This is a genomic window from Myxococcus llanfairpwllgwyngyllgogerychwyrndrobwllllantysiliogogogochensis, assembly GCF_006636215.1.
GTDB lineage: Bacteria > Myxococcota > Myxococcia > Myxococcales > Myxococcaceae > Myxococcus > Myxococcus llanfairpwllgwyngyllgogerychwyrndrobwllllantysiliogogogochensis.
Map to the genome: position 1 here is coordinate 1 of NZ_VIFM01000220.1, position 18,988 is coordinate 18,988.

The following is an 18,988-nucleotide window of genomic DNA, read 5'->3' on the forward strand; positions in this document are numbered from 1 at the left end:
CAACACCCCTCCGCCCTCATGGCGCAGGCTCCTATGCCTACCCGAGCTGCGACGGGTCTACCAACCCCGCCTTCCCGCGAAAGGCCCGACCAAACGCCTTCCGCTTCAGCGCTGCCGTCATACAACCGACACCGCACAGGTAGGCGCCCCGTCCGGGCAGCCGCCGCTCCCTGTCCACCACGACAGCGCCCCCAGGCCCTATCACGAACCGGGTGAGCTCCGCCTGCGGTCGCTTGGACCCGCATCCGACGCACATCCGGACCGGGCCTGACCGCGCGCTCTGCTCCGCTGGTACCAAGCGACCTGCTGGGCGCCCCACATCCCCTCTCCTCTTCACTATTCCTAGCTTACGGCGACTTGGTGGCTTCCGCGCCACCGTCCAGGGTCGCCGTCGTAATACCGCGCTCGGCGTTCAGCTCCGTGCGCAGCTTGGCCTCCTCCACGAGGTAGTTTTCCGCCGCGCTCTTGAGCTGGCGGGCCTTCTTGATGCCCACACCCGGAACGTCGCCCAGCTTCGCCAGGTCCTTCTCGTTGGCGATGTCCTCCACCGTGCGGTAGCCGGACGCCACGAGCTGTTCGATGGTCTTCTCGCCAACGCCGCGCACGCGAGCCATGCGCTCGGTCTGGGACAGCTCGTCGGGGTGGCGGCGCGCCTCGGCCAGCCGGGCCTGCTCCCTTTCATAATCCATGCGGGACAGCTCCGCCTGGTCTTCCACCATGCGCCTGCGGGCCTCCTCCTGCATGGAGGGGACACGGGCGGGGTCCACACCGGGGATCTGCGCCAGCATCTCCGCGTTGGCCTCCGCCACGTCCCGGGCCTGCCGGAAGCCGTGGGCGTAGAGCGTCTCCACCAGCATCTCGTTGACGCCCGGCAGCGCGCCCAGCGAGCGGCTGGCGAACTCGCGCATCTCGCGCACGCGGCTCTCGCTGTTGATGTCCAGCTTCCAGCCCGTCAGCTGGGCCGCCAGGCGCACGTTCTGTCCGCGCCGGCCAATGGCCAGGCTGAGCTGGTCGTCCGGGACGATGAGCTCCATGGCGTGGTTGGCCTCGTCGATGATGACGCGGCTGACCTCCGCGGGCGCCAGCGCCGAGCACACGAAGCGCGCCGGGTCTTCATCGTACGGGACGATGTCGATCTTCTCCCCGCGCAGCTCCTGCACCACCGCCTGCACGCGGCTGCCCTTCATGCCCACGCACGCGCCCACCGGATCCACGTCCGAGTCGCGGCTGGAGACGGCGATCTTCGCGCGGCCACCCGGCTCACGCGCGGCCGCCTCGATGACGACGATGCCCTCGGCGATTTCGGGCACCTCCATCTCGAACAGCTTGGTGAGCAGGTTCACGGAGGCGCGGCTGAGGACGATCTGCGGGCCCTTGGACTCGCGCAGCACGTCCAGCACGTAGGCCTGGACGCGGTCGCCGGGGCGGTACGTCTCTCGCGGGACCTGCTCGCGCACCGGCAGCACGGCCTCGGCGCGGCCCAGGTCCACGATGATGTTGCCGCGCTCGAACCGGCGGGCGATGCCGGTGACGATCTCGTTCTTGCGGTCCTTGTACTCGTTGAAGACGTTCTCGCGCTCCGCGTCCCGCGTGCGCTGCAGGATGACCTGCTTGGCCGTCTGCGCGGCGATGCGGCCGAAGCCGCGGCGGAAGGTCTTCAGCCGGAGGATGTCGCCGTACTGGTCGTCCTGGGCCTTGGCCTCGTTGGCGTCCTCGTCCCGGTAGAAGATCTGGAAGACGAGCTCGTCGCCGGGCTCCACTTCCATGCCCTTCTTGTGCGACTCGGTCAGGTTGATCTGATTGACCGCTTGAACCGGGTCGGTGATCTCCTCGACCACGGTGATGGCCTGGAACAGCTCCACCACGCCCTTGTCCGCGTCGTACTTGGCCTCGAGGTTGCGGTCCTGGCCAAAGTGCTTCTTGGCCGCGGTCTTCATCGCATCCTCGAGGGTGGCAATCAGCACAGCCCGGTCGATGCCCTTGTCCTTGGCGACCTGGTCCAGGACAAGGTTGAGGTTGACGGTCGGGTTGGCTTGTTGCGTAGGCATTGTCTTCTCCTGAATGGGTCCACGGGCCCCCCGCGCGGCAGGGTGCCCTGTATGTCGACGTCTAGAACTCGAACTCCAGGTTCGCCTTGGCGATGTCCTTGAAGAGGATGTGGAAGGTTCCGGCACCTTCCACCTCCACCGAGATACTGTCGCCCGCCACCCCGGTCAGCGTGCCAGTGAAGCTCTTTCGCGGCGGCTCGCCCACCGGCCCGAACGTCTTCACTTTCACCTTCTGCCCCTGAACTTGCGCGAAGTGGGTCGGCTTCCTCAACGGCCGGTCCACCCCGGGGCTGGAGACCTCCAGGCTGTACTCGTGGGGAATGAAGTCCTCCACGTCCAGCACCGGGTCCACCGCGCGGGACACCTGACTGCACTCGTCCAGTCCCACCCGGCCCCCTGGCTTGTCGATGAAGAGCCGCAACACCCAGCCCTCGCGTTCCCGGATGAACTCCAGGTCCACGAGCTCCAGGCCCTCGCCCGCAACGAGGGGCTCGAGCACCGAAAGGGCCCGTTCCTCCACCGTCTGCTTGAGGTTCTTCTCCGACATAACTGGGAAACCAGGCTCCAAAAACGCGAAAAGCGGGCACGGCGGCCCACTTTTCGAGGTGCACATCGAAAAATGTCGGGCGCGTCCGTAACACACGCCCCAGCGGGGTGTAAAGGAAGGACGCTCCCTCTCGGGTCCCGTGAAACCTGGCCAACAGGGCAAGGAATTCCCAGGGGTTCCGCGTGCCGGGCGGGCGTTATAACGCGTCCATGCACCTCATCGCCGCCGCCCAGATGGTGTCCACCGCGGACAAGGCCCACAACGTGGAAGTCGCCACCCGGCTCGTCCGGCGCGCCTGCGACCTGGGCGCCCGCCTGGTGGGACTGCCAGAGAACTTCTCCTGGATGGGACCCGAGCCCGAACGGCAGGGCGCGGCGGAGGGCCTGGATGGCCCCACCCTCGCCCGGATGGCGGAGCTGGCGCGCGAGCGGAAGGTGACGCTCCTGGCGGGCAGCATCCTGGAGACCGGCGCCCCTGGCGGGCGGCTCTACAACACCAGCGTCCTCTTCGGCCCGGATGGCGAGCGACGGGCCGTCTACCGGAAGATGCACCTGTTCGACGTCGAGGTGGGGGATGGTGCGACCTATCAGGAGTCCGCGGCGGTGGCGCCGGGGACGGAGGTCGTCGCGGCGGACACGGAGGTGGGGCGGCTCGGGCTCTCGGTTTGCTACGATTTGAGATTCCCTGAGCTGTACCGCCGGCTGTCCAAGGACGGGGCGACGCTGCTGGCGGTGCCGGCGGCCTTCACGATGATGACGGGCAAGGACCACTGGGAGGTGCTGCTGCGGGCGCGCGCCATCGAAAACCAGGCGTACGTGCTGGCGCCCGCCCAGGGCGGCAGGCATTCGGCGCAACGGCAGACGTACGGCCACGCCATGGTGGTGGACCCCTGGGGGTTGGTGACGGCGAGGGCGTCGGAGGGCGAGGGCCTGGCCGTCGCGCCGGTGGACCTGGAACTCCAAGCGCGCATCCGTCGCGACCTCCCCTGCCTGCGACACCGCCGATTGGACTAGCCTGGGGGAACCTGATTTCCGGACGGTCCCCTTCTCGTGAATGGTCGACGTTGGCTTCCCATGCTGCTCGCGCTCGCGCTCCCGGCTTCGCCGCTCGGCTGCACCGCCGAGGACGCGCCCGCCGTGCCCACGACGTCCACGACTCCGGCGCCCGTGCCCCGCGCGCACCTGCGAGGGTTGAAAGGGAACGTCCAAATCAAACGCTCCATCGCCGACGAGTGGAGCACCGCCAGCGACGGCGTCCCCTTGTTCGAGAACGACAAGGTGCGCACCGAGGCGGGCGCGGGCGCGGACCTCGTCTTCAGCGGCAACGGGAGCATGGTGCACCTGGGCGGTGACTCGCTCATTGGAATCGCGGAGACGCGTCCGAGGCCGGGCCGTCCGCGCACGGACCTGACGGTGCTGCGCGGCCGCATCGACGCGGAACTGGAGCGCCCCTCCACGCAGTCGCTCTCCGTCAACACCCCCGCGGCCACCATCCAGGCAGGAAGGGAGATTGTCTTCCAATGAAGACGGCACTGCTCCTGCTCGCGTGGCTGAGCGCCGCGCCCCCGGACACCACCGTGGTGGGACCCCAGGAGTCCCTGCGGGAAGTGGCCGAGCGCGTGCTCGGAGACGCGAACGCCACCGCGGAGCTGCGCGCCCTCAACAGCCTGTCCTCGGATGCCGTCGCGCCGGGCACGCGGCTGAAGCTCCCCGGTCAGGAGCGGGGGCTGGCCCTCAAGGCCCTGGAGACGGCGCGTACCCTCGTCGCACAGGCCAAGGGCACCGGAGTCCTGCCGGAAGCGGAGGCACGGCTGAGTGAAGCCGAGGTCTACTTCCGCACCGCGCGTTATGCGCAGGCGTCCGAGGCGGCCAATGCGGCCGGGACGCTGGTGTCCGGGGGGCGAGCGCCCCACCCTTCCACCTTCAGCGTGCACGTGGAGCCGGACGCGGGCACCACCACCGTCAGCGTCACCCGAGGCCCGCCGGTCCGCGTGGAGGCCGAGGGCGTCACGCGGCCCGTCGCCCCAGGTGAAACCGTGCTCGTGGAGAAGGGACGACCTCCCGTAGTCCCCGCCACGCCGCTCGCGCCTCCCCAGCCCGAGCAGCCCGAGCAGGGCGCGGTGCTGAAGCGACGCGCAGACGCGAAGGGACACCTGGGTCCGGTGAAGCTGACGTGGGCGGCGGTGACGGGCGTGGAGCGTTATGAGGTCGAAGTCGCCCGAGACATGCAGGGCGCGGCCGTCGTCACGCAGACGGCCACGTCGCCAGAGCTGAAGCTGCCAGTGCTGCCCGCGGGGCGTTACTGGTGGACGGTGCGGGCAGTGGGCGCCTCGGGCCGGTCCGAGCCGTCGGTGGTCCGTCGGTTCGAGCTCGTCCCCGAGCGACTCAAACTCGAAGTCCAGAAGGGCCAGTGGCAGTAGTCCCTGGAGGAGTCGCCCCGTGCGCCTGTTCAAAGCCATCCTCCTGTTGATGCTCGTGGTGAGCATCGTCCCCACGCTGATGGTGGGGTGGCTGTCCGTCACACATACCCGTGAGCTGCTGGTGCGCGACGCGCAGGAGCTGGCGCAGGAGCGCGTGAAGCAGCTGCGGCTCAAGGCCGAAATCTTCCTGGGCGAGCCCACCGAAGCCGTCATGGGCCTGGCCCGCGTTCCGGACTTCTTCGGCTTGCCCCTGGAAGCGCAGCAGACGCACCTGGCCTCGGTGCTCTCCCAGCGACGCGAAGTGCTGGCCCTCACCGTCTTCGGCCCGGATGGGAAGCGACTCCCTGGACTCCAGGCCTTCTCGCGTCACGACGTGCCGCCCACCGCGCTCGCCTCGCACGAGGAGCGCGGTCACGCGCTGCTCGAGGGCGGCATGGAGGGGCCTCGCTACTCCGACGTGGTGGCGACCGGCGGCGGTGGTCCGGTGGTGACGCTGGCGTTCCCCGTGGGCGAACCGGTGAAGGGCTTCATCACCGCGGACCTGTCACTGGCGGGCCTGCGACAGATGCTGGAGCAGGAGCGCGTGGGCAGCACGGGCTTCGCGTACCTGTCGGACCATCGCGGCCACCTCGTCGTCGGAGGAGGCGGCGTGGCGGCGCTGGGCGGAGATGTCTCCCAGCGCAGCCCCGTGGCGCACCTGCTGCGGCAGTTGGCCAGCACGCCCGACGCGGAGCTGTTCCACGTGGGCAACTTCGGCGAGGGCCGCGACGCGGTGGTGGCGGCATACACCGTGCTGCCCGAGACGGGCTGGGCCATCGTCTCCGAGCAGCCGGTGGAGCACGCCTATCGCCAGGTGGAGACGATGGAGCGCCGCATCCTCCTGGGGCTGGGCGCGGCCATCCTCGTCGCCCTGGTGATGGCGGCCCTCTTCTCGCGCAACCTCACCCGCCCCCTGAAGGTCTTCACCGACGGCGCCCTGGAGCTGGCGCGCGGGAAGTTCGGCGTGGAGGTGAAGATTCCGCAGAAGAACGAGGTGGGCGAGCTGGCCCAGACGTTCAACTACATGAGCAAGCAGCTGCTCGCGTACGACATGGAGAACCGCGGTCTCTACGAGAGCCTGGAGAAGGGCTATCTCGAGACCATCGTCGCGCTGGCCAACTCCATCGACTCCAAGGACGCGTACACGCGCGGCCACAGCCAGCGGGTGGGTGACCTGTCGGTGGAGATTGGCCGGGAGCTGAACCTCACCGAGCGCGAGCTGCGACAGCTCCAGTACGGCGGCATCCTCCACGACATCGGCAAGATTGGCATCGTCGAGTCCATCCTCTGCAAGCAGACGAAGCTGACAGACCAGGAGATGGCCATCATGCGCGAGCACCCGGCCATCGGCGACGCCATCATCGGCCCGGTGAGCTTCCTGGGCGCGGTGCGCGCGTGCGTGCGCCACCACCACGAGCGGTGGGACGGCACGGGCTATCCCGACAAGCTCCGAGGCGACGACATTCCCCTGCTGGCCCGCATCGTCGCCTGCGCGGACACCTTCGACGCCTGCACCTCCACGCGCCCGTATCAGAAGGCCATGCCGCTGGAGAAGGCGATGGAGATTCTCGACAGCCTCACCGGCGCGCAGTTGGACCCGCAGGTGGTGGCGGCCCTGCAACGGGTGGTGGCCAAGAAGGGCGTGCGGCTGGAAGGCCACCGGCTGCCCGTCAAGCTCGCCTCGTGAGTCGCGCGCCCCCGACCCGGAAGGATGCTAGGGAGGGCGCACCGCTGTTGAGATTTCGAAAGGTGCAACGTTGAGCTTCTGGGACCGCATCAAACCCTCGACTCCCTCCGCCACCGCGACGGACGCCCGCCTGTCACCCGACGGCTCCCACCTGGAGCTGACGTGGGACGACGGCACGAAATCGGGCGTCTCCGCACAGACGCTCCGTCAGCAGTGCCCCTGCGCTGGCTGCGTGGACGAGTGGACGAACCAGCGCACGCTGGACCAGACCAAGGTGCCCGCGGACCTGCGCGTCAAGCAGGTCCACCCGGTGGGCAACTACGCGCTGACTTTCGCCTTCAGCGATGGCCACACCACCGGCATCTACCCCTGGAAGCTGCTGCGCGACCTCACCCAGCCCCCCACCGCCTGAGAGCGGCTGCCCCGGAGAGCCCGCCGTGAACGAACGCTATCGGCTCGTCAGGCCCCTGGCCTCCGGAGGCATGGCGGAGCTGTTCCTCGGCGTGGCTCGGGGCGCGGAGGGCTTCGAGCGCACCGTCGCCATCAAGCGCATCCTCCCGCACCTGGCCCAGGAGCCCGACATCGCGCGGATGTTCCTGGCCGAGGCCCGACTCGCCACACAGTTGCAGCACCAGAACATCGCCACCGTGTTCGACGTGGGCGAGAGCCCCTCGGGCCTCTTCCTGGTGATGGAGCTGGTGGACGGGTGGGATTTGGGCGTGTTGCTGCGCCTCGCCGCGCGGCAGCGACAGCGCTTTCCTCCGCACCTCGCGGCCTTCGTCACGCTCCAGGCGCTCGCGGGCCTGCACCACGCCTACCGCAAGCTCCACGAGGGTCGTCCACTGTTGGTGGCGCACCGGGACGTGTCTCCGTCCAACATCCTCGTGTCCCGCGAGGGCGAGGTGAAGGTGACGGACTTCGGCATCGCGCGGTTCAACGGTGCGTCCTTCACCGAACCGGGGCTCTTCAAGGGCAAGGAGGCCTACAGCGCCCCCGAGGTCCTCCAGGGAGAACCCGCCACCGCGCTGAGCGACCAGTTCTCCCTGGGCATCGTCTTCCATGAGCTGCTCACCGGCGCGCATCCCTTCGCGGCCACGTCGCAACCGGGCTCCGTCGCGGTGGCCATCGTCTCGCGGGACGTGCCGCCGCTACCACCGGACGTGCCCGCGCCGCTCGCCGCCGCGGTGCAGCGCATGATGGCCCGCGCGCCCGAGGCTCGCTTTGCCTCACCAGAGGCCGTGGCCGAGGTGCTCGCGCGGTGGCTCGCCCGGTCGGGTGAACCCGCGACCGCGCATGCCCTCACCGCCTTCCTGTCCACGCTGCCCTTGCCTCCCACGCTGAAGGAGCAGGGCGAGACAGCCAGCGACGCGTCGTCGGAATCTGCCCCGTCGATGTCGCTCGCTCCGGAAGTGCCTCCCTTCTCGTCGGAGGCGGACGAGGCCTCGGAGCTGGCGGGTATCGAGCTGAGCTCGAGTGGACGGCTCATCCACCGCTGCGTTCGCTGTGGCTCGCCGTTGTCCGCACCTCGCGCGCCCTGCGCCGTCTGTGCCGCACGGCTCGCACCACCGGCCCCGGGCGCATTCTCGACTCCGGATGAGCATGGCTCCGGGTTTCTCGCGGCGGATGCATTTCCCTCCTTCGGGGATGAGTCCTCGCATGCGCCCGCGTCTCAGGGCGCTCCCAGCCATTCGAAGGGGAGCCACGCTCCGCCCCCCGCTCGTGGCCCTTCGCCCGGAAACGTCGCCGCGCCGCCTGCACCGGTCGCCAAGACGAAGCTCTACGGGACGACACCTCCGGGGCCTCAAGGCAGCGCCGTGGTCGGAGTATCTGCCGCCTCCGCGCGGCGTCCCCCGCCGCAACCTGTTCTTCGAGAGGTGGCCTCCGGCACGCAGTCCCTCGCCGACAGCATCGAAGGCGCACCGCGCAGGCCCTCGGCGCCGAGCGTGCTTCGCGCGGGCCCGGAGGCCCTGGAGCTGGAAGAACGCGCTCCGCGTCCGGAGAGCACCTTCGACGCGGTGCCCGCCTCCAGCGTCCCGAAACGCTGGGGTCGATATGTCATCGCGCTCGTGGGCCTCGCGGCGGCGGTGGGCGGCAGCGTGTGGCTCTGGCCCCACCGCACCCAACTCACGGGGCGACTCATGGCCAGCGTGAATCAGCCCATGGCCGCGCCCGTGCTCATGCTCATGAGCGAGCCCTCGGGTGCGACGGTGCTGGTGGACGACAAGCCCGTGGGGACGACGCCCCTCGCGCTCGACAACCTGTATCCGGCGGGCCCTGTCTCCGTGCAGGTGCGCCACAAGGGCTACCGCACCTGGAAGGGCACCTTCCCCGGAGCCAAGGCCGCGCAGCTCGAAGTGAAGCTGCAGCGCTGAGGAGCATCACCCCGCGCGGGCCACGCCGTGTCGCGTGGCCCACAAGATTCGCTCACTTCACCAGACGCAGGTGACTCCGACGCGGCGGAGGCGAGTCGTCCTTCGGCCCTTCGGGCGGCGGGACTTCCGACGGAGTCGGTGGCGGTGGCGCCACCTCATCCACGGGCTCGGTGGGCACTTCGCGCAGGAAGGTGCGAGGACGCTCGGCGGCCACGGGGACGGGGAGCGGCTGCGGCGGAGGACGCGCGGCGGCGGGCTGCTGAAGCAGCTCCGGTGGCATGTCCTCCATGTACATCCACGACTCCTTCGTCACGTGGCTGGCGATGGCGAACAGCGCCGACCACGGCACCGCCACCGTGAAGCGCGAGCCCGAGAAACTCAACGTGCAACGCACACCCCACTCGCCCACCGTGAGGTCCGGTGGGTCGAAGCGGTACGACAGGTTGAGGCGCAGATGGGCCTCTCCCCGGAGTGATGCGGGAACGAGCACGCCCGGCCTTCGCGCGTCCAGGTGGATCATCACCATCCCCTGGTCCAGCGAGGCGAGCAGCCGCTCCTTCTTGTCCAAATCCTTCGTGTCGTCCATCCGGTGTACGGCGGAGAGAAATGCGGGCGCGCTCAACGACGGCGCACGGCCCGGTCCATCTCCCGCTTCGTCTCCCGTTCCTTGATATCGTGGCGTCTGTCTTCGTGTGTCTTGCCCCGACAGAGCCCCAGCTCCACCTTGGCGCGCCCCTGCTTGAAATACAGCACAAGCGGGATGATGGAATAACCACGCTCCCGCACCTTGGTGGTCCACCGGTCAATCTCGGCCCGGTGCATCAGCAGCTTCCGGCCGCGCGTGGGCAGATGGTCGAACACACTGGCGGACTTGTAGGAACCGATGTGGGCATTGAGCAAGAACAGCTCACTGCCCTTGGGCAGGGCGTACGCGTCCGAGAGGTTGGCCTCCCCTTGTCGCAGCGACTTCACCTCGCTTCCCGTCAGCTCCAGACCGGCTTCCACCTTTTCGTCCACGGTGTAGTCGAAGCGCGCACGCCGGTTCTCGGCGACGACCTTGATTCCCTGCTCGCCGCCAGCCGGCCCCTTCGACTTTCCACCCGATGCCATACGTGTCCTGGGTCTCCTAACCGCCAAGCGCCATGTTGTCGATGAGGCGTGTATTGCCGCTGAAGGCCGCCACCAGCAGCCGAGCGGCCTGTCCGGGGGCCACCGACGTGAGCGGAGTGAGTCGCTGGGCGTCCACCAGCTCCACGTAGTCCTCACGCAGCCCGGCGGACGACAGCTCGTGCCGGACAGCGCCCGTCAACGCCTCCGCATCCCGCCTGCCGCCCTGAAGCAACGTCAGCGCGGCCCGGAGGCCTCGCGACAGGGACAGCGCTCGCTGCCGCTCCTCGGAGGACAGGTAGGCATTTCGGCTGCTCATCGCCAGCCCGTCGGGCTCGCGAACCGTCGGCATCCCGACGATGTCCGCGCCCAGGTGCAGGTCCCGGTTGAGCGCCCGGATGACCTGGAGCTGCTGGTAGTCCTTCTCCCCGAACAAGGCCGCGTCGGGCCGGAAGAGCGCCAGCAACTGGGTGACGATGGTGGCCACGCCCCGGAAATGCCCCGGACGGCGGGCGCCACACAGGCCCTGGCTGACCTCCGTCACCTCGACGTAGGTCTCGTAGCCGGGCGGGTACATGGCCTCGGGCACGGGCGCGAAGACGACGTCGGCGCCCGCTTCGCCACACTTGGACAGGTCGCCGTCGAAGTCGCGGGGATAACGCGAGAGGTCCTCGCGGGGACCGAACTGGGTGGGATTGACGAAGATGGAGACGGCCACCACGTCGGCGCGACGGCGCCCCTCGCGGATGAGCGAGAGGTGCCCTTCGTGCAAGAAGCCCATGGTGGGCACCAGCGCGAGCCGGCGCCCCTCACGGCGCAGCCCCGCCGCCCACGTCTTCACTTCATCCACGGTGCGGAGGACGGCGGGCGCCATGGCTAGACCGGAATCCCGTAGACGGGGCCGACCTTCTCCTCACCCTCGGCGGGAGATGCGACCTCGCCCTCGAGGGCCTTGCCCGCGCCCAGGGCCGCAGGGGCCACCAGGCGGATGCTCTTGCTCGCCTTGAACGAGTGGTCCTCGTCCGGGAACGCGCCCTGGCGGATCTCCGTGAAGAACGCGCCGGCGGCCTCGGTGATGGAGCCGTGCAGGTTGGCGTAGCGCTTGACGAACTTGGGCTTGAAGTCCGGGTTCATTCCCAAGAGGTCGTAACAGACGAGCACCTGTCCGTCGCAATAACGTCCCGCGCCAATGCCGATGGTGGGGATGCTCAGGCTCTGCGTAATCGTGCGCGCCAGCTCCAGCGGCACGCCCTCCAGCACCAGCGCGTAGGCGCCTGCGGCCTCCAGGGCCAGCGCATCGTCGAGAATCTTGCGCGCCTGCTCCTCGTCGCGGCCCTGGACGACATAGCCGCCCATCTTGTGGACCGACTGAGGCGTCAGCCCCAGGTGCCCCATGACGGGGATGCTGGCGCGGACGATGGCGCGGACGACGTCCGCGAACTCGGCGCCACCCTCGAGCTTCACGCTGCCCACGCCGCCTTCCGTCACCAGCCGGCCCGCGTTGCGGACGGCCTCATGCGCGGAGACCTGGTAGCTCAAGAAGGGCAGGTCTCCCACCACGTGCGCCCTCCTGGCGCCCCGGGTGACGGCCGCCGAGTGGTAGACCATCTGGTCCATCGTCACGGGCAGCGTGGAGTCATGTCCCTGGACGACCATGCCCAGCGAGTCACCGACGAGCAATACGTCCGCACCCGATTGGTCCAGGATGTGGGCGAACGTGGCGTCGTAAGCGGTGACCATGCAGATCTTCTGGCCGATCTGCTTGAAGCGCTTCAGCGAATGGATGGTGACCTTGTCCTTCACGGTTCACCTCCTGATGGGTGAGGGTGGATACGGCTCAAGCCGCTTCGCTGCCCCTCGCCGTCCCAGGAAGGGATCGCCGGAAGCCACGAAGTCGGCCCCAGCAGTCTAACGCCCCCAGGGCGCCCGTGGGACTTCATCAGCGGGCAACCCACCAGGAGCCCGAAATCAGGGCCGCCGGGATGCCTTGGGGAGGTAGTGCTGCGTCCCCGGCTTCGCCTTCCGGATGGCGGCGAGCAGGTCTTCCCGGTCCGCCTCGTTATTCACGAAATCAATATCCGACGTATCCACCACGAGGAGCGGCGTCTCCGTGTAGTGGAAGAAGAAGTTGTTGTACGCGTGGACGAGGCCCTCCAGGTACGTGGAGTCGAACTTGCGTTCGAACTCGCGGCCCCGCTTCTTGATGCGCTGGAGCAGCACGTCCAGGCGGGCCTGGAGGTAGACGACGACGTCGGGCTTGGTGACGCGAGGCCCGAGCGCCTCGAAGACGCGCTCGTAGAGGGCCAGCTCGTGGGCGTCCAGGTTGAGGTGGGCGAAGATGCGGTCCTTGGCGAACAGGTAGTCGCTGACCGTGACGGAGCGGAAGAGGTCCTGCTGGAACAGCTCCTGCTGCTGCCGGAAGCGCGACAGGAGGAAGAAGATCTGCGTCTGGAACCCGAACTTCTGCCGGTCCGTATAGAAGTTGGAGAGGAAGGGGTTCTCCTCCACGACTTCGAGGACGCGCCGCGCGCTCAGCCGCTCCGAGAGGATGTTGGAGAGGCTCGTCTTTCCGACGCCAATGGGCCCCTCGACCACGATGTACCGGTAGTCCATCCGCCGAGGCCTCCCGACCCGGAATGCGCGGTGCGGCCCATGCCCGCCTCTGACGAGGACGCGGGGCCTCGCGTGGGGGCGCGGATAACACAACATGGCCGGATGGATCGGCAATTTTCCACGGCCTGGGCGATGACGGGAACCCCCAGCGCTCGCTTGACGCTGTGGGGGGCATCCCCTTACGGTCGCGCCGATTCCATGGTGTGTGCGCGGGGTGCCCTTCAGTCATGAGTGGAAGGCAGCGGGCGAAGACGGTGGTGCGGCTCGAAGAGGCCCGCCAGAGCGCCGCGCCCAAGGCACCGGCAGAGCAGCCTCCCGTGGAAGCAGACCCGCTCTACGGCGTGGTGCTGTTGAAGACGGCCCTGGAGCTGAAGCGGCGCAAGGACGGCACCGTGGAGGAAATCCTCCGCGACGTGCTGGCCCGCATGCGAATCCCGGAGGCGGAGTTCCGCGCGTTCCTGGAGCAACAGGGCGGGCTGCTCCAGGCCCTCGGAACGCGCTGCAGGTAGTCAGGCAGGCGGGCGAGTGCCCGCCCCTCCCCTACTCCTCCGCCCCACCCTCGTCGGACAGGTCCACCTTGGGCGTCACCATGCCCGGAGCCACGGGGCCGAGCGCGCGCTCTATCGCGGCGAACTCCTCCGGCGCGAGCGTCTCCGCGCGGCGCATCGGGTCGATTCCCGCCGTCTCCAGCGCGGCCAGCATCACCGCGGGCGTGCCGAGCGACTTGTCGGACTTGAGCGAGTTGAGCAGCGTCTTGCGGCGCTGGGCGAACGACGCCTTCACCACGCGGGTGAAGCGCGCCTCGTCGATGATGGGCGCGCGCGGCGTCTTGCGGCGCGTGAGTGACAGCACCGCGGAGTCCACCTTCGGCGGCGGATGGAAACGCCACGCCTCCAGCGTGAGGACATTCTCCGCGTCGAAGTGCAGCCCGAGCAGCACGGTGAGCAGGCCGTACTCGCGCGTGCCGGGCTCGGCGGCGAGCCGCTCCACCACTTCCTTCTGCAACGTGAAGACGGCGCGCGAGACACGGGCGCGCTGCTCCAGCACGCGAAAGAGGATGGAGCTGGTGAGGTGATACGGAAGGTTGCCGGCGACGGCGACCTCGGGGGCTCCGGCGACCTCGGCGAAGTCCACGGTGGCGGCGTTGCCCGCCACCACGCGCACCCCGGGGATGGCCTCCTTCTCCAGCACCGTCACCATGTCCCTGTCCCGCTCCACCGCGGTGACGAGCGCACCGGTGGCGGCGAGGAAGCGGGTGAGGTGGCCCAGGCCGGGCCCCAGCTCGACGACGGGCTCACCCGGGCGCAGGTTCAGCGCGTCCGCGATGGCCTCGAGGGCCTCCTCGTCTCCGAGGAAGTTCTGGCCCCAGCTGTACTTCGCGCGCAGGCCATGGCGCTTGAGGATGTCTCTGGGCGATTCCAACCGGGTGTCCTTGCTCACATGCGCCAGGCGGGGTCAGCCGCCAGACGGAAGTCTCCGCGCAGACCGCGGCGCCAGGCCTCATACCCCGCGACGGCGATCATCGCGCCATTGTCCGTGCACAACCGCACCGGCGGCAGGAACATGCGCAGCCCCCGCTCCTCGGCGCGCTGCTGACACAGCGCCCTCAGGCGCGAGTTGGCCGCCACGCCTCCGCACAGCACGAGGTTCCGGTGGCCCAGCCGACGCGCGGCGGCCACCAGCTTCTTCGACAACACGTCCGCCACCGCCTCCTGGAACGAAGCGCACAAGTCGTTCAGCGCCTGTCCCTGGGGCACGCCTTGCTTCTGCACATGGTGGAGCACCGCCGTCTTCAACCCGGAGAAGGACACGTCGAAGTTGTCCCCCGGCAGCGCGCGTGGGAAGCGGATGGCCGCCGGGTCACCCTTCTTCGCGAGCTCGTCGATGGGCTGTCCCCCCGGGTACGGCAACCCGAGGATTCGCGCCGTCTTGTCGTATGCCTCGCCCGCGGCGTCATCGCGCGTGCTGCCCACCAGCTTGTAGTGGCCGAACGCCTGAACGTCGTAGAGGCTGGTGTGTCCACCGGAGACGACGAGGCCGAGGAACGGCGGCTCCGGTGCATCCTCGAGCAAGCGGATGGCCAGCAGGTGGCCCTCCAGGTGATTGGCGCCGACGAAGGGCTTGCCGGTGGCGAGGCTCAGCCCCTTGGCCACCTGGAGTCCCACCAGCAGCGCGCCGATGAGGCCCGGGCCGGAGGTGACGGCGATGAGGTCCACGTCGTCGAGCGTCTTCTGGGCGCGCGTCAGGGCCTCGTGGATGACCGGCATCACCTGGACGATGTGGTTGCGGGAGGCCAGCTCCGGCACCACGCCGCCCCAGCGCCGGTGGATGTCCACCTGGGTGGAGACGACGTCCGACAGCACCCGCCGCCCGTCCTCCACGACGGCGGCGGCGGTCTCATCACAGGAGGTTTCCAGGCCGAGGACGAGCAAGGCGACTCACTTCACTTCCAGCAGGACGGGGAAGGTACCGGGAGGTCCGCCGCCCACTCAGTTGCCAAGCATCTTGAGCATCGCGCGGGCCTCGTTGGCGGATGCCCCCGAGGGTTCCAGCATCAAATACTTCTTGTAGGCGTCGGCCGCCTGGGAATTCTTCCCGATGGACTGATAGGCCATGCCCAGCGACAGCCAGGCGCGCGAGTTCCGCTCGTCATCGCGCACGACCTCTATCAGCAGCTTCGTGGCCTCGCGGAAGGCCGCGTCCGACTCGAAGCCATTGACCAGGGCGATGCCCAGTCCGGCCTTCGCCTCGGTGGAGCCTGGCTTGAAGAGCAGCGCCTTGCGGTAGAACGCCGCCGCGGACTTGTAGCGACTTCCAACGGTGGCGGACCGCGCCTGCTTGATGAGCCCCGCGTACTCCACCTCGGGGTCCACGGCGGGAGGAGGGGGCGTGCCGGAGTCGGCCACCGCGGGCGGCGCCTCCACCACGGCGGTGCCCGCGTCCGGCCCGGCGGCCACGGGCGTCTCGACAACGAGCGTGCCGGAATCCGTCGCGGTGGCGGGCGCCTCGACGACGGGGGTGCCCGAGTCGGCCTCGGTGGGCACGGGCGGAACGACGTCCGAGCCCTGGGACGGAGGAGGCGTCTGGACGGTCCCCACCTTCGGCGGCTCGGGAGGCGGCGTGTCTTGCGGCTTCTCGCCTCGACCTCCGATGACGACCACCGCCGCCACCGCGCCGATGAGGGCCAGCGCCCCCGCGACGTAGAGCCCCGTGCGCTTGGGGCGAACGGGAGCCACGTCGGAGTCGGAGGACGGTGTCACGGACGGCGTGGGCGACGCAGCGGCGGTGATGACGGGCGTCGGCGTCACCGGGGTGACCAGGGCCGGAGGCGGCGCGGACGGCGTCGGCGGCTCCTCGGGGATGACGGGCACGACGACGGGGCGCTCGGGAACACCATGCCCCGGGTACGGCGGAAGCGCGAGCTGCGGCGGCGCGGACGCGGGGACTTCCTCGACCTCCGCGATGGTGTCGACGTCGACGGACGAGGACTCACCGCCGCTCACCAGCGTCACCTCGGAAGACGGAGGCGCGGGCGTCGGAGGCGGAACGGGCGGGAAGGGATTGGGCCCCACCGCCGCCCCGCCGAAGATGGGGGCGCGCGGCGCGGGCGCGGGCTCCACGGCGGGAGCGCTCGATGACAGGGCGTGCGCCGAGGAACCCCCGTTTGTTCCGAAGCCTCGCGGGCCCGGCGACCACACCGAGCCCGGTCCCCAGGTCGTGGGCGCGCTGATGCCCTCCGTGTCCACTCGGCTCCAGTCGAGCAGCAGGCTGCGATGCGCATGCTCCACGGCGCGGTGGGCCGGCGGCGGCTCCACGAGGAAGGACGAGCCTTCCGCCACCACGGGCGGCAGCGTGGGCGCTTCGCCATCCGCATCCGCCGGGTCTTCGTACGCCGGGCCCTGGCGCTTGGGGCGCGCGTGGAAGACGACGACATTGGCGGGCACCGCCGGCGCGGGAGCGAAGTGCTCCTCGGGCGGGGCCGTGACGGGCTCCTCCTCCACTCCCGCGGGCGGCGCGAGCACGCTGTGCGGCATGGCGCGCACGGCGGGCGGCTCCGGCTCTACGTGCGCGACGACGGCGGGCGGCTCCGGCTCCACGGGCGCGGCGACGGGGGCCTGCGGCGCGGGCTCCACGGGGGCGCTCGGCGGCGGGGCCGCGTTGAGCCACTGCTCGATGCCGGGCTTGGTGCTCTGCACCGGCTCCAGCGGCGCGTTGCCCAGCTCACGGATGAGCCCCTCGAAGTACAGCTTGCTGATGATGCCCAGCGCGGCCAGGTCCTCGAAGTCCGAGTCCTCCACCACGCGGCTCAGCGCGCGCTTGCCGTCGAACAGGCGCAACAGCCCGTTCACCTCGTCCGGAATCTCCGAGAGGCGGTCGGCGAGCTGGTGGTAGTCGATCTCGAACACCGTCTCCAGCGGAGGCAGCTGCTCGAGCATGCGCCCCCACTCGTCGAGGCGCCGCATGCCCTCCATCAACAGGCCCTGCGTGGAGATCTCGATGCGCTCGGGCCGGTCCAGCGAGGTGAACTGGACGTCGAACTGGCCCTCGAAGGTGTTGAGCAACCGGTAGAAGGCGTTCTCGCCCTTGAGCCGGCCCAGCTCCGCGTCGATGACGCGACCTTCCTTGAAGTAGACGGTGCCGGTGCGCTCGCCCTGGATGGAGATGACGCCCGTCTTGCGGCCAATCTCGAACGTCTGGACCAGGTCCACCACGCCCATGTCGGCGAGGCTGCCGGCGAAGCCACCCTTCGTCGTCTCCCGCTTTTCGATCCTCTCCTTCTCCGCCTTCTGGAGGATCATCTTCACGCGGGTGACGATCTCTTTGATGTAGATCGGCTTGGTCAGGTAGTCGTCGCCGCCAAGCTCCAGGCCGCGCACCTTGAACTCGACCGACTTCTGACTCGTCAGGAAGACGAACGGGATGAACTTGAAGCGCTCATCCGACTTGAGCGCCTTGCACAGCTCGAAGCCGTCCATCTCCGGCATCTTGGTGTCCGCGAGCACCAGATCCGGCGGGCTGATCTGCACCTTCTCGATGGCGTCCTTGCCGTGGATGGCCGTCGTCACGGAGAAGCCGGCCTTCTTCAGGCTGACCTCCATCACGCGAAGACTCTTCGCGTCCCCATCCACCAGGAGCAGGTGCTGCTTGGCCACGTTACTTGCCTTTCATCACGGAGGACGATTCGCGGAAGTGCCCGGCGCGGGGGAGCATCCTGCCCGCTTTCCAGGCATGTCAATGGGTTGGAGCGGCGGGGAAGCTGGCTGCCCCCCGTTCAACCAGGGGGTGCGAGCAGTCCCCGGAGGGTAGCGCGAGCCCCCGGCAGAGGCTCCCATCCGCCGGGGTACGACCTGGGGCGCCGGAGGCGGCCTCAGCGGAAGAATCCCCCCTTCTTGGGTGGGTTCTTCTTCCGCATGTCGATCAGCCGCAGCTCCTGGTTCGCCTCCAGGTGCTTGGAGTTGGAGCGGACCGCGTCCCGGAAGTGGCGCTCGGCCCGGTCCATGTCGCCCTCCACGCGGGCAATGACGCCCAGCTGGTAGTGGGCACGGTCACAGTTCGGGTCGGTGCGGACCGCATCCGCCATCAACTGCTTGGCCTTGGCCATGTCCGCCTTGCGCGCGGGGTCCATGTAGATGGCCCAGGCGCGCGCGGCCAGGTAGGTCGCCTTGGGGTCCAGCGCGTAGGCGCGCTCGTAGTGGTCCGACGCGGTGGTGAAGTCGCGCTTGCGGAAGTAGACCTCGCCCATCTTGTAGAGGTCGTCGGGGCTGCTCTCCGGTCGGCCCGGCGCGGGACGGGACGACGAGCCTCCGGACTGGGGCGCCTTGGGCATCAACTGCTGGGCCTGGAGCGTCTGGATGTAGGCCTTGCGGCGGGCATCGTCGTAGAGGACCTCGTACGCCTCGCGGATGCCCTCGAAGACGGAGGTGATCTTCTGCGCGAGGTGCGGCAGCGTCGGCGGCAGGCGGTCCGGGTGGAAGACCTTGGCCAGGCTGAGGAAGGCGGCCTTGACCTGATCCCTCGTTGAGTCCTGGGAAACGCCCAGCACGTAGAAGTGGTCGCGGCGGGCCTGGATGTCGGCGAAGCGCTGCTCGATCTGCTGGGCGTGGCGCGCCTCGTCCGGCTTGGGGGGCTCGGAGGGGGCGGCGACCGGAGCGGTGG

Annotated in this window: 19 protein-coding genes; 7 read left to right on the plus strand and 12 right to left on the minus strand. The window is 69.2% G+C overall.

The genetic code is table 11. From position 1 onward, the window contains the following. Window positions 1-37: 37 nt before the first annotated feature. The 3 genes from FJV41_RS36875 to rimP form a co-directional block, all read right to left on the minus strand. Window positions 38-256, minus strand: a complete 219-nt coding sequence (locus tag FJV41_RS36875; RefSeq protein WP_246137650.1) for a YlxR family protein — start codon at window positions 254-256, stop codon at window positions 38-40. Window positions 257-347: 91 nt separating this feature from the next. Further along, window positions 348-2,048, minus strand: coding sequence for a transcription termination factor NusA (nusA, locus tag FJV41_RS36880; protein ID WP_141647290.1), 1,701 nt, complete (start codon window positions 2,046-2,048; stop codon window positions 348-350). A 61-nt stretch (window positions 2,049-2,109) separates the two neighbouring features. Next, window positions 2,110-2,595, minus strand: coding sequence for a ribosome maturation factor RimP (gene rimP, locus FJV41_RS36885; protein WP_141647291.1), 486 nt, complete (start codon window positions 2,593-2,595; stop codon window positions 2,110-2,112). Window positions 2,596-2,804: 209 nt separating this feature from the next. Here rimP and FJV41_RS36890 point away from each other — a divergent pair, with 209 nt between their 5' ends. The 6 genes from FJV41_RS36890 (at window position 2,805) to FJV41_RS36915 (ending at window position 9,112) form a co-directional block, all read left to right on the plus strand. Further along, window positions 2,805-3,608, plus strand: a complete 804-nt coding sequence (locus FJV41_RS36890; RefSeq protein ID WP_141647292.1) for a carbon-nitrogen hydrolase family protein — start codon at window positions 2,805-2,807, stop codon at window positions 3,606-3,608. A 60-nt stretch (window positions 3,609-3,668) separates the two neighbouring features. Next, window positions 3,669-4,118, plus strand: a complete 450-nt coding sequence (locus tag FJV41_RS36895) for a FecR domain-containing protein (protein ID WP_141647293.1) — start codon at window positions 3,669-3,671, stop codon at window positions 4,116-4,118. Further along, window positions 4,115-5,014 carry a peptidoglycan-binding protein LysM gene (locus FJV41_RS36900; RefSeq protein WP_141647294.1) on the plus strand — a complete coding sequence of 300 codons (900 nt, stop codon included), beginning with the start codon at window positions 4,115-4,117 and terminating at the stop codon, window positions 5,012-5,014. Before FJV41_RS36895 ends, FJV41_RS36900 begins: the two co-directional genes overlap by 4 nt. Before the next feature lie 19 nt (window positions 5,015-5,033). Continuing rightward, entirely contained in the window at window positions 5,034-6,740 is a 1,707-nt protein-coding gene (locus FJV41_RS36905) for an HD domain-containing phosphohydrolase (protein WP_141647295.1), read from the plus strand. A 70-nt stretch (window positions 6,741-6,810) separates the two neighbouring features. Next, entirely contained in the window at window positions 6,811-7,152 is a 342-nt protein-coding gene (locus FJV41_RS36910) for a DUF971 domain-containing protein (RefSeq protein ID WP_141647296.1), read from the plus strand. 25 nt (window positions 7,153-7,177) lie between these two features. Next, the gene (locus tag FJV41_RS36915; protein ID WP_141647297.1) at window positions 7,178-9,112 is read left to right on the plus strand and encodes a protein kinase domain-containing protein; all 1,935 of its coding nucleotides are present in this window, start codon (window positions 7,178-7,180) and stop codon (window positions 9,110-9,112) included. Window positions 9,113-9,164: 52 nt separating this feature from the next. On the opposite strand, the gene FJV41_RS36920 is transcribed toward FJV41_RS36915, so the two are convergent. From FJV41_RS36920 to FJV41_RS36940, 5 genes are all read right to left on the minus strand, one after another. After that, a complete protein-coding gene (locus FJV41_RS36920; RefSeq protein ID WP_141647298.1) occupies window positions 9,165-9,698 on the minus strand; it encodes a ClpXP protease specificity-enhancing factor SspB in 534 nt (177 codons plus the stop codon). A 32-nt stretch (window positions 9,699-9,730) separates the two neighbouring features. Next, complete coding sequence (smpB, locus tag FJV41_RS36925; RefSeq protein ID WP_141647299.1) at window positions 9,731-10,222, minus strand: SsrA-binding protein SmpB; 492 nt, start codon at window positions 10,220-10,222, stop codon at window positions 9,731-9,733. 16 nt (window positions 10,223-10,238) lie between these two features. Further along, on the minus strand, window positions 10,239-11,093 hold the full coding sequence (gene panC, locus FJV41_RS36930; protein ID WP_141647300.1) for a pantoate--beta-alanine ligase: 855 nt from the start codon (window positions 11,091-11,093) through the stop codon (window positions 10,239-10,241). Between the two features lie 2 nt (window positions 11,094-11,095). Further along, window positions 11,096-12,022: a 3-methyl-2-oxobutanoate hydroxymethyltransferase gene (gene panB, locus FJV41_RS36935; protein WP_141647301.1), complete on the minus strand. Its 927-nt coding sequence runs from the start codon at window positions 12,020-12,022 to the stop codon at window positions 11,096-11,098. Between the two features lie 165 nt (window positions 12,023-12,187). Next, complete coding sequence (locus tag FJV41_RS36940; RefSeq protein ID WP_141647302.1) at window positions 12,188-12,832, minus strand: deoxynucleoside kinase; 645 nt, start codon at window positions 12,830-12,832, stop codon at window positions 12,188-12,190. Between the two features lie 227 nt (window positions 12,833-13,059). Here FJV41_RS36940 and FJV41_RS36945 point away from each other — a divergent pair, with 227 nt between their 5' ends. Then, window positions 13,060-13,341 carry a hypothetical protein gene (locus tag FJV41_RS36945; protein WP_141647303.1) on the plus strand — a complete coding sequence of 94 codons (282 nt, stop codon included), beginning with the start codon at window positions 13,060-13,062 and terminating at the stop codon, window positions 13,339-13,341. Window positions 13,342-13,372: 31 nt separating this feature from the next. Here FJV41_RS36945 and rsmA read toward each other — a convergent pair whose 3' ends face one another. The 4 genes from rsmA to FJV41_RS36965 form a co-directional block, all read right to left on the minus strand. Beyond that, window positions 13,373-14,254, minus strand: coding sequence for a 16S rRNA (adenine(1518)-N(6)/adenine(1519)-N(6))-dimethyltransferase RsmA (gene rsmA, locus FJV41_RS36950; protein ID WP_141647304.1), 882 nt, complete (start codon window positions 14,252-14,254; stop codon window positions 13,373-13,375). Window positions 14,255-14,268: 14 nt separating this feature from the next. Continuing rightward, window positions 14,269-15,264 carry a tRNA (adenosine(37)-N6)-threonylcarbamoyltransferase complex transferase subunit TsaD gene (gene tsaD, locus FJV41_RS36955; protein ID WP_141647305.1) on the minus strand — a complete coding sequence of 332 codons (996 nt, stop codon included), beginning with the start codon at window positions 15,262-15,264 and terminating at the stop codon, window positions 14,269-14,271. Window positions 15,265-15,321: 57 nt separating this feature from the next. Then, window positions 15,322-17,985, minus strand: a complete 2,664-nt coding sequence (locus FJV41_RS36960) for a response regulator (protein WP_141647306.1) — start codon at window positions 17,983-17,985, stop codon at window positions 15,322-15,324. Between the two features lie 215 nt (window positions 17,986-18,200). Further along, window positions 18,201-18,988 (minus strand): J domain-containing protein (locus FJV41_RS36965; protein WP_141647307.1); only part of this gene is annotated, 788 nt, incomplete at its 5' end.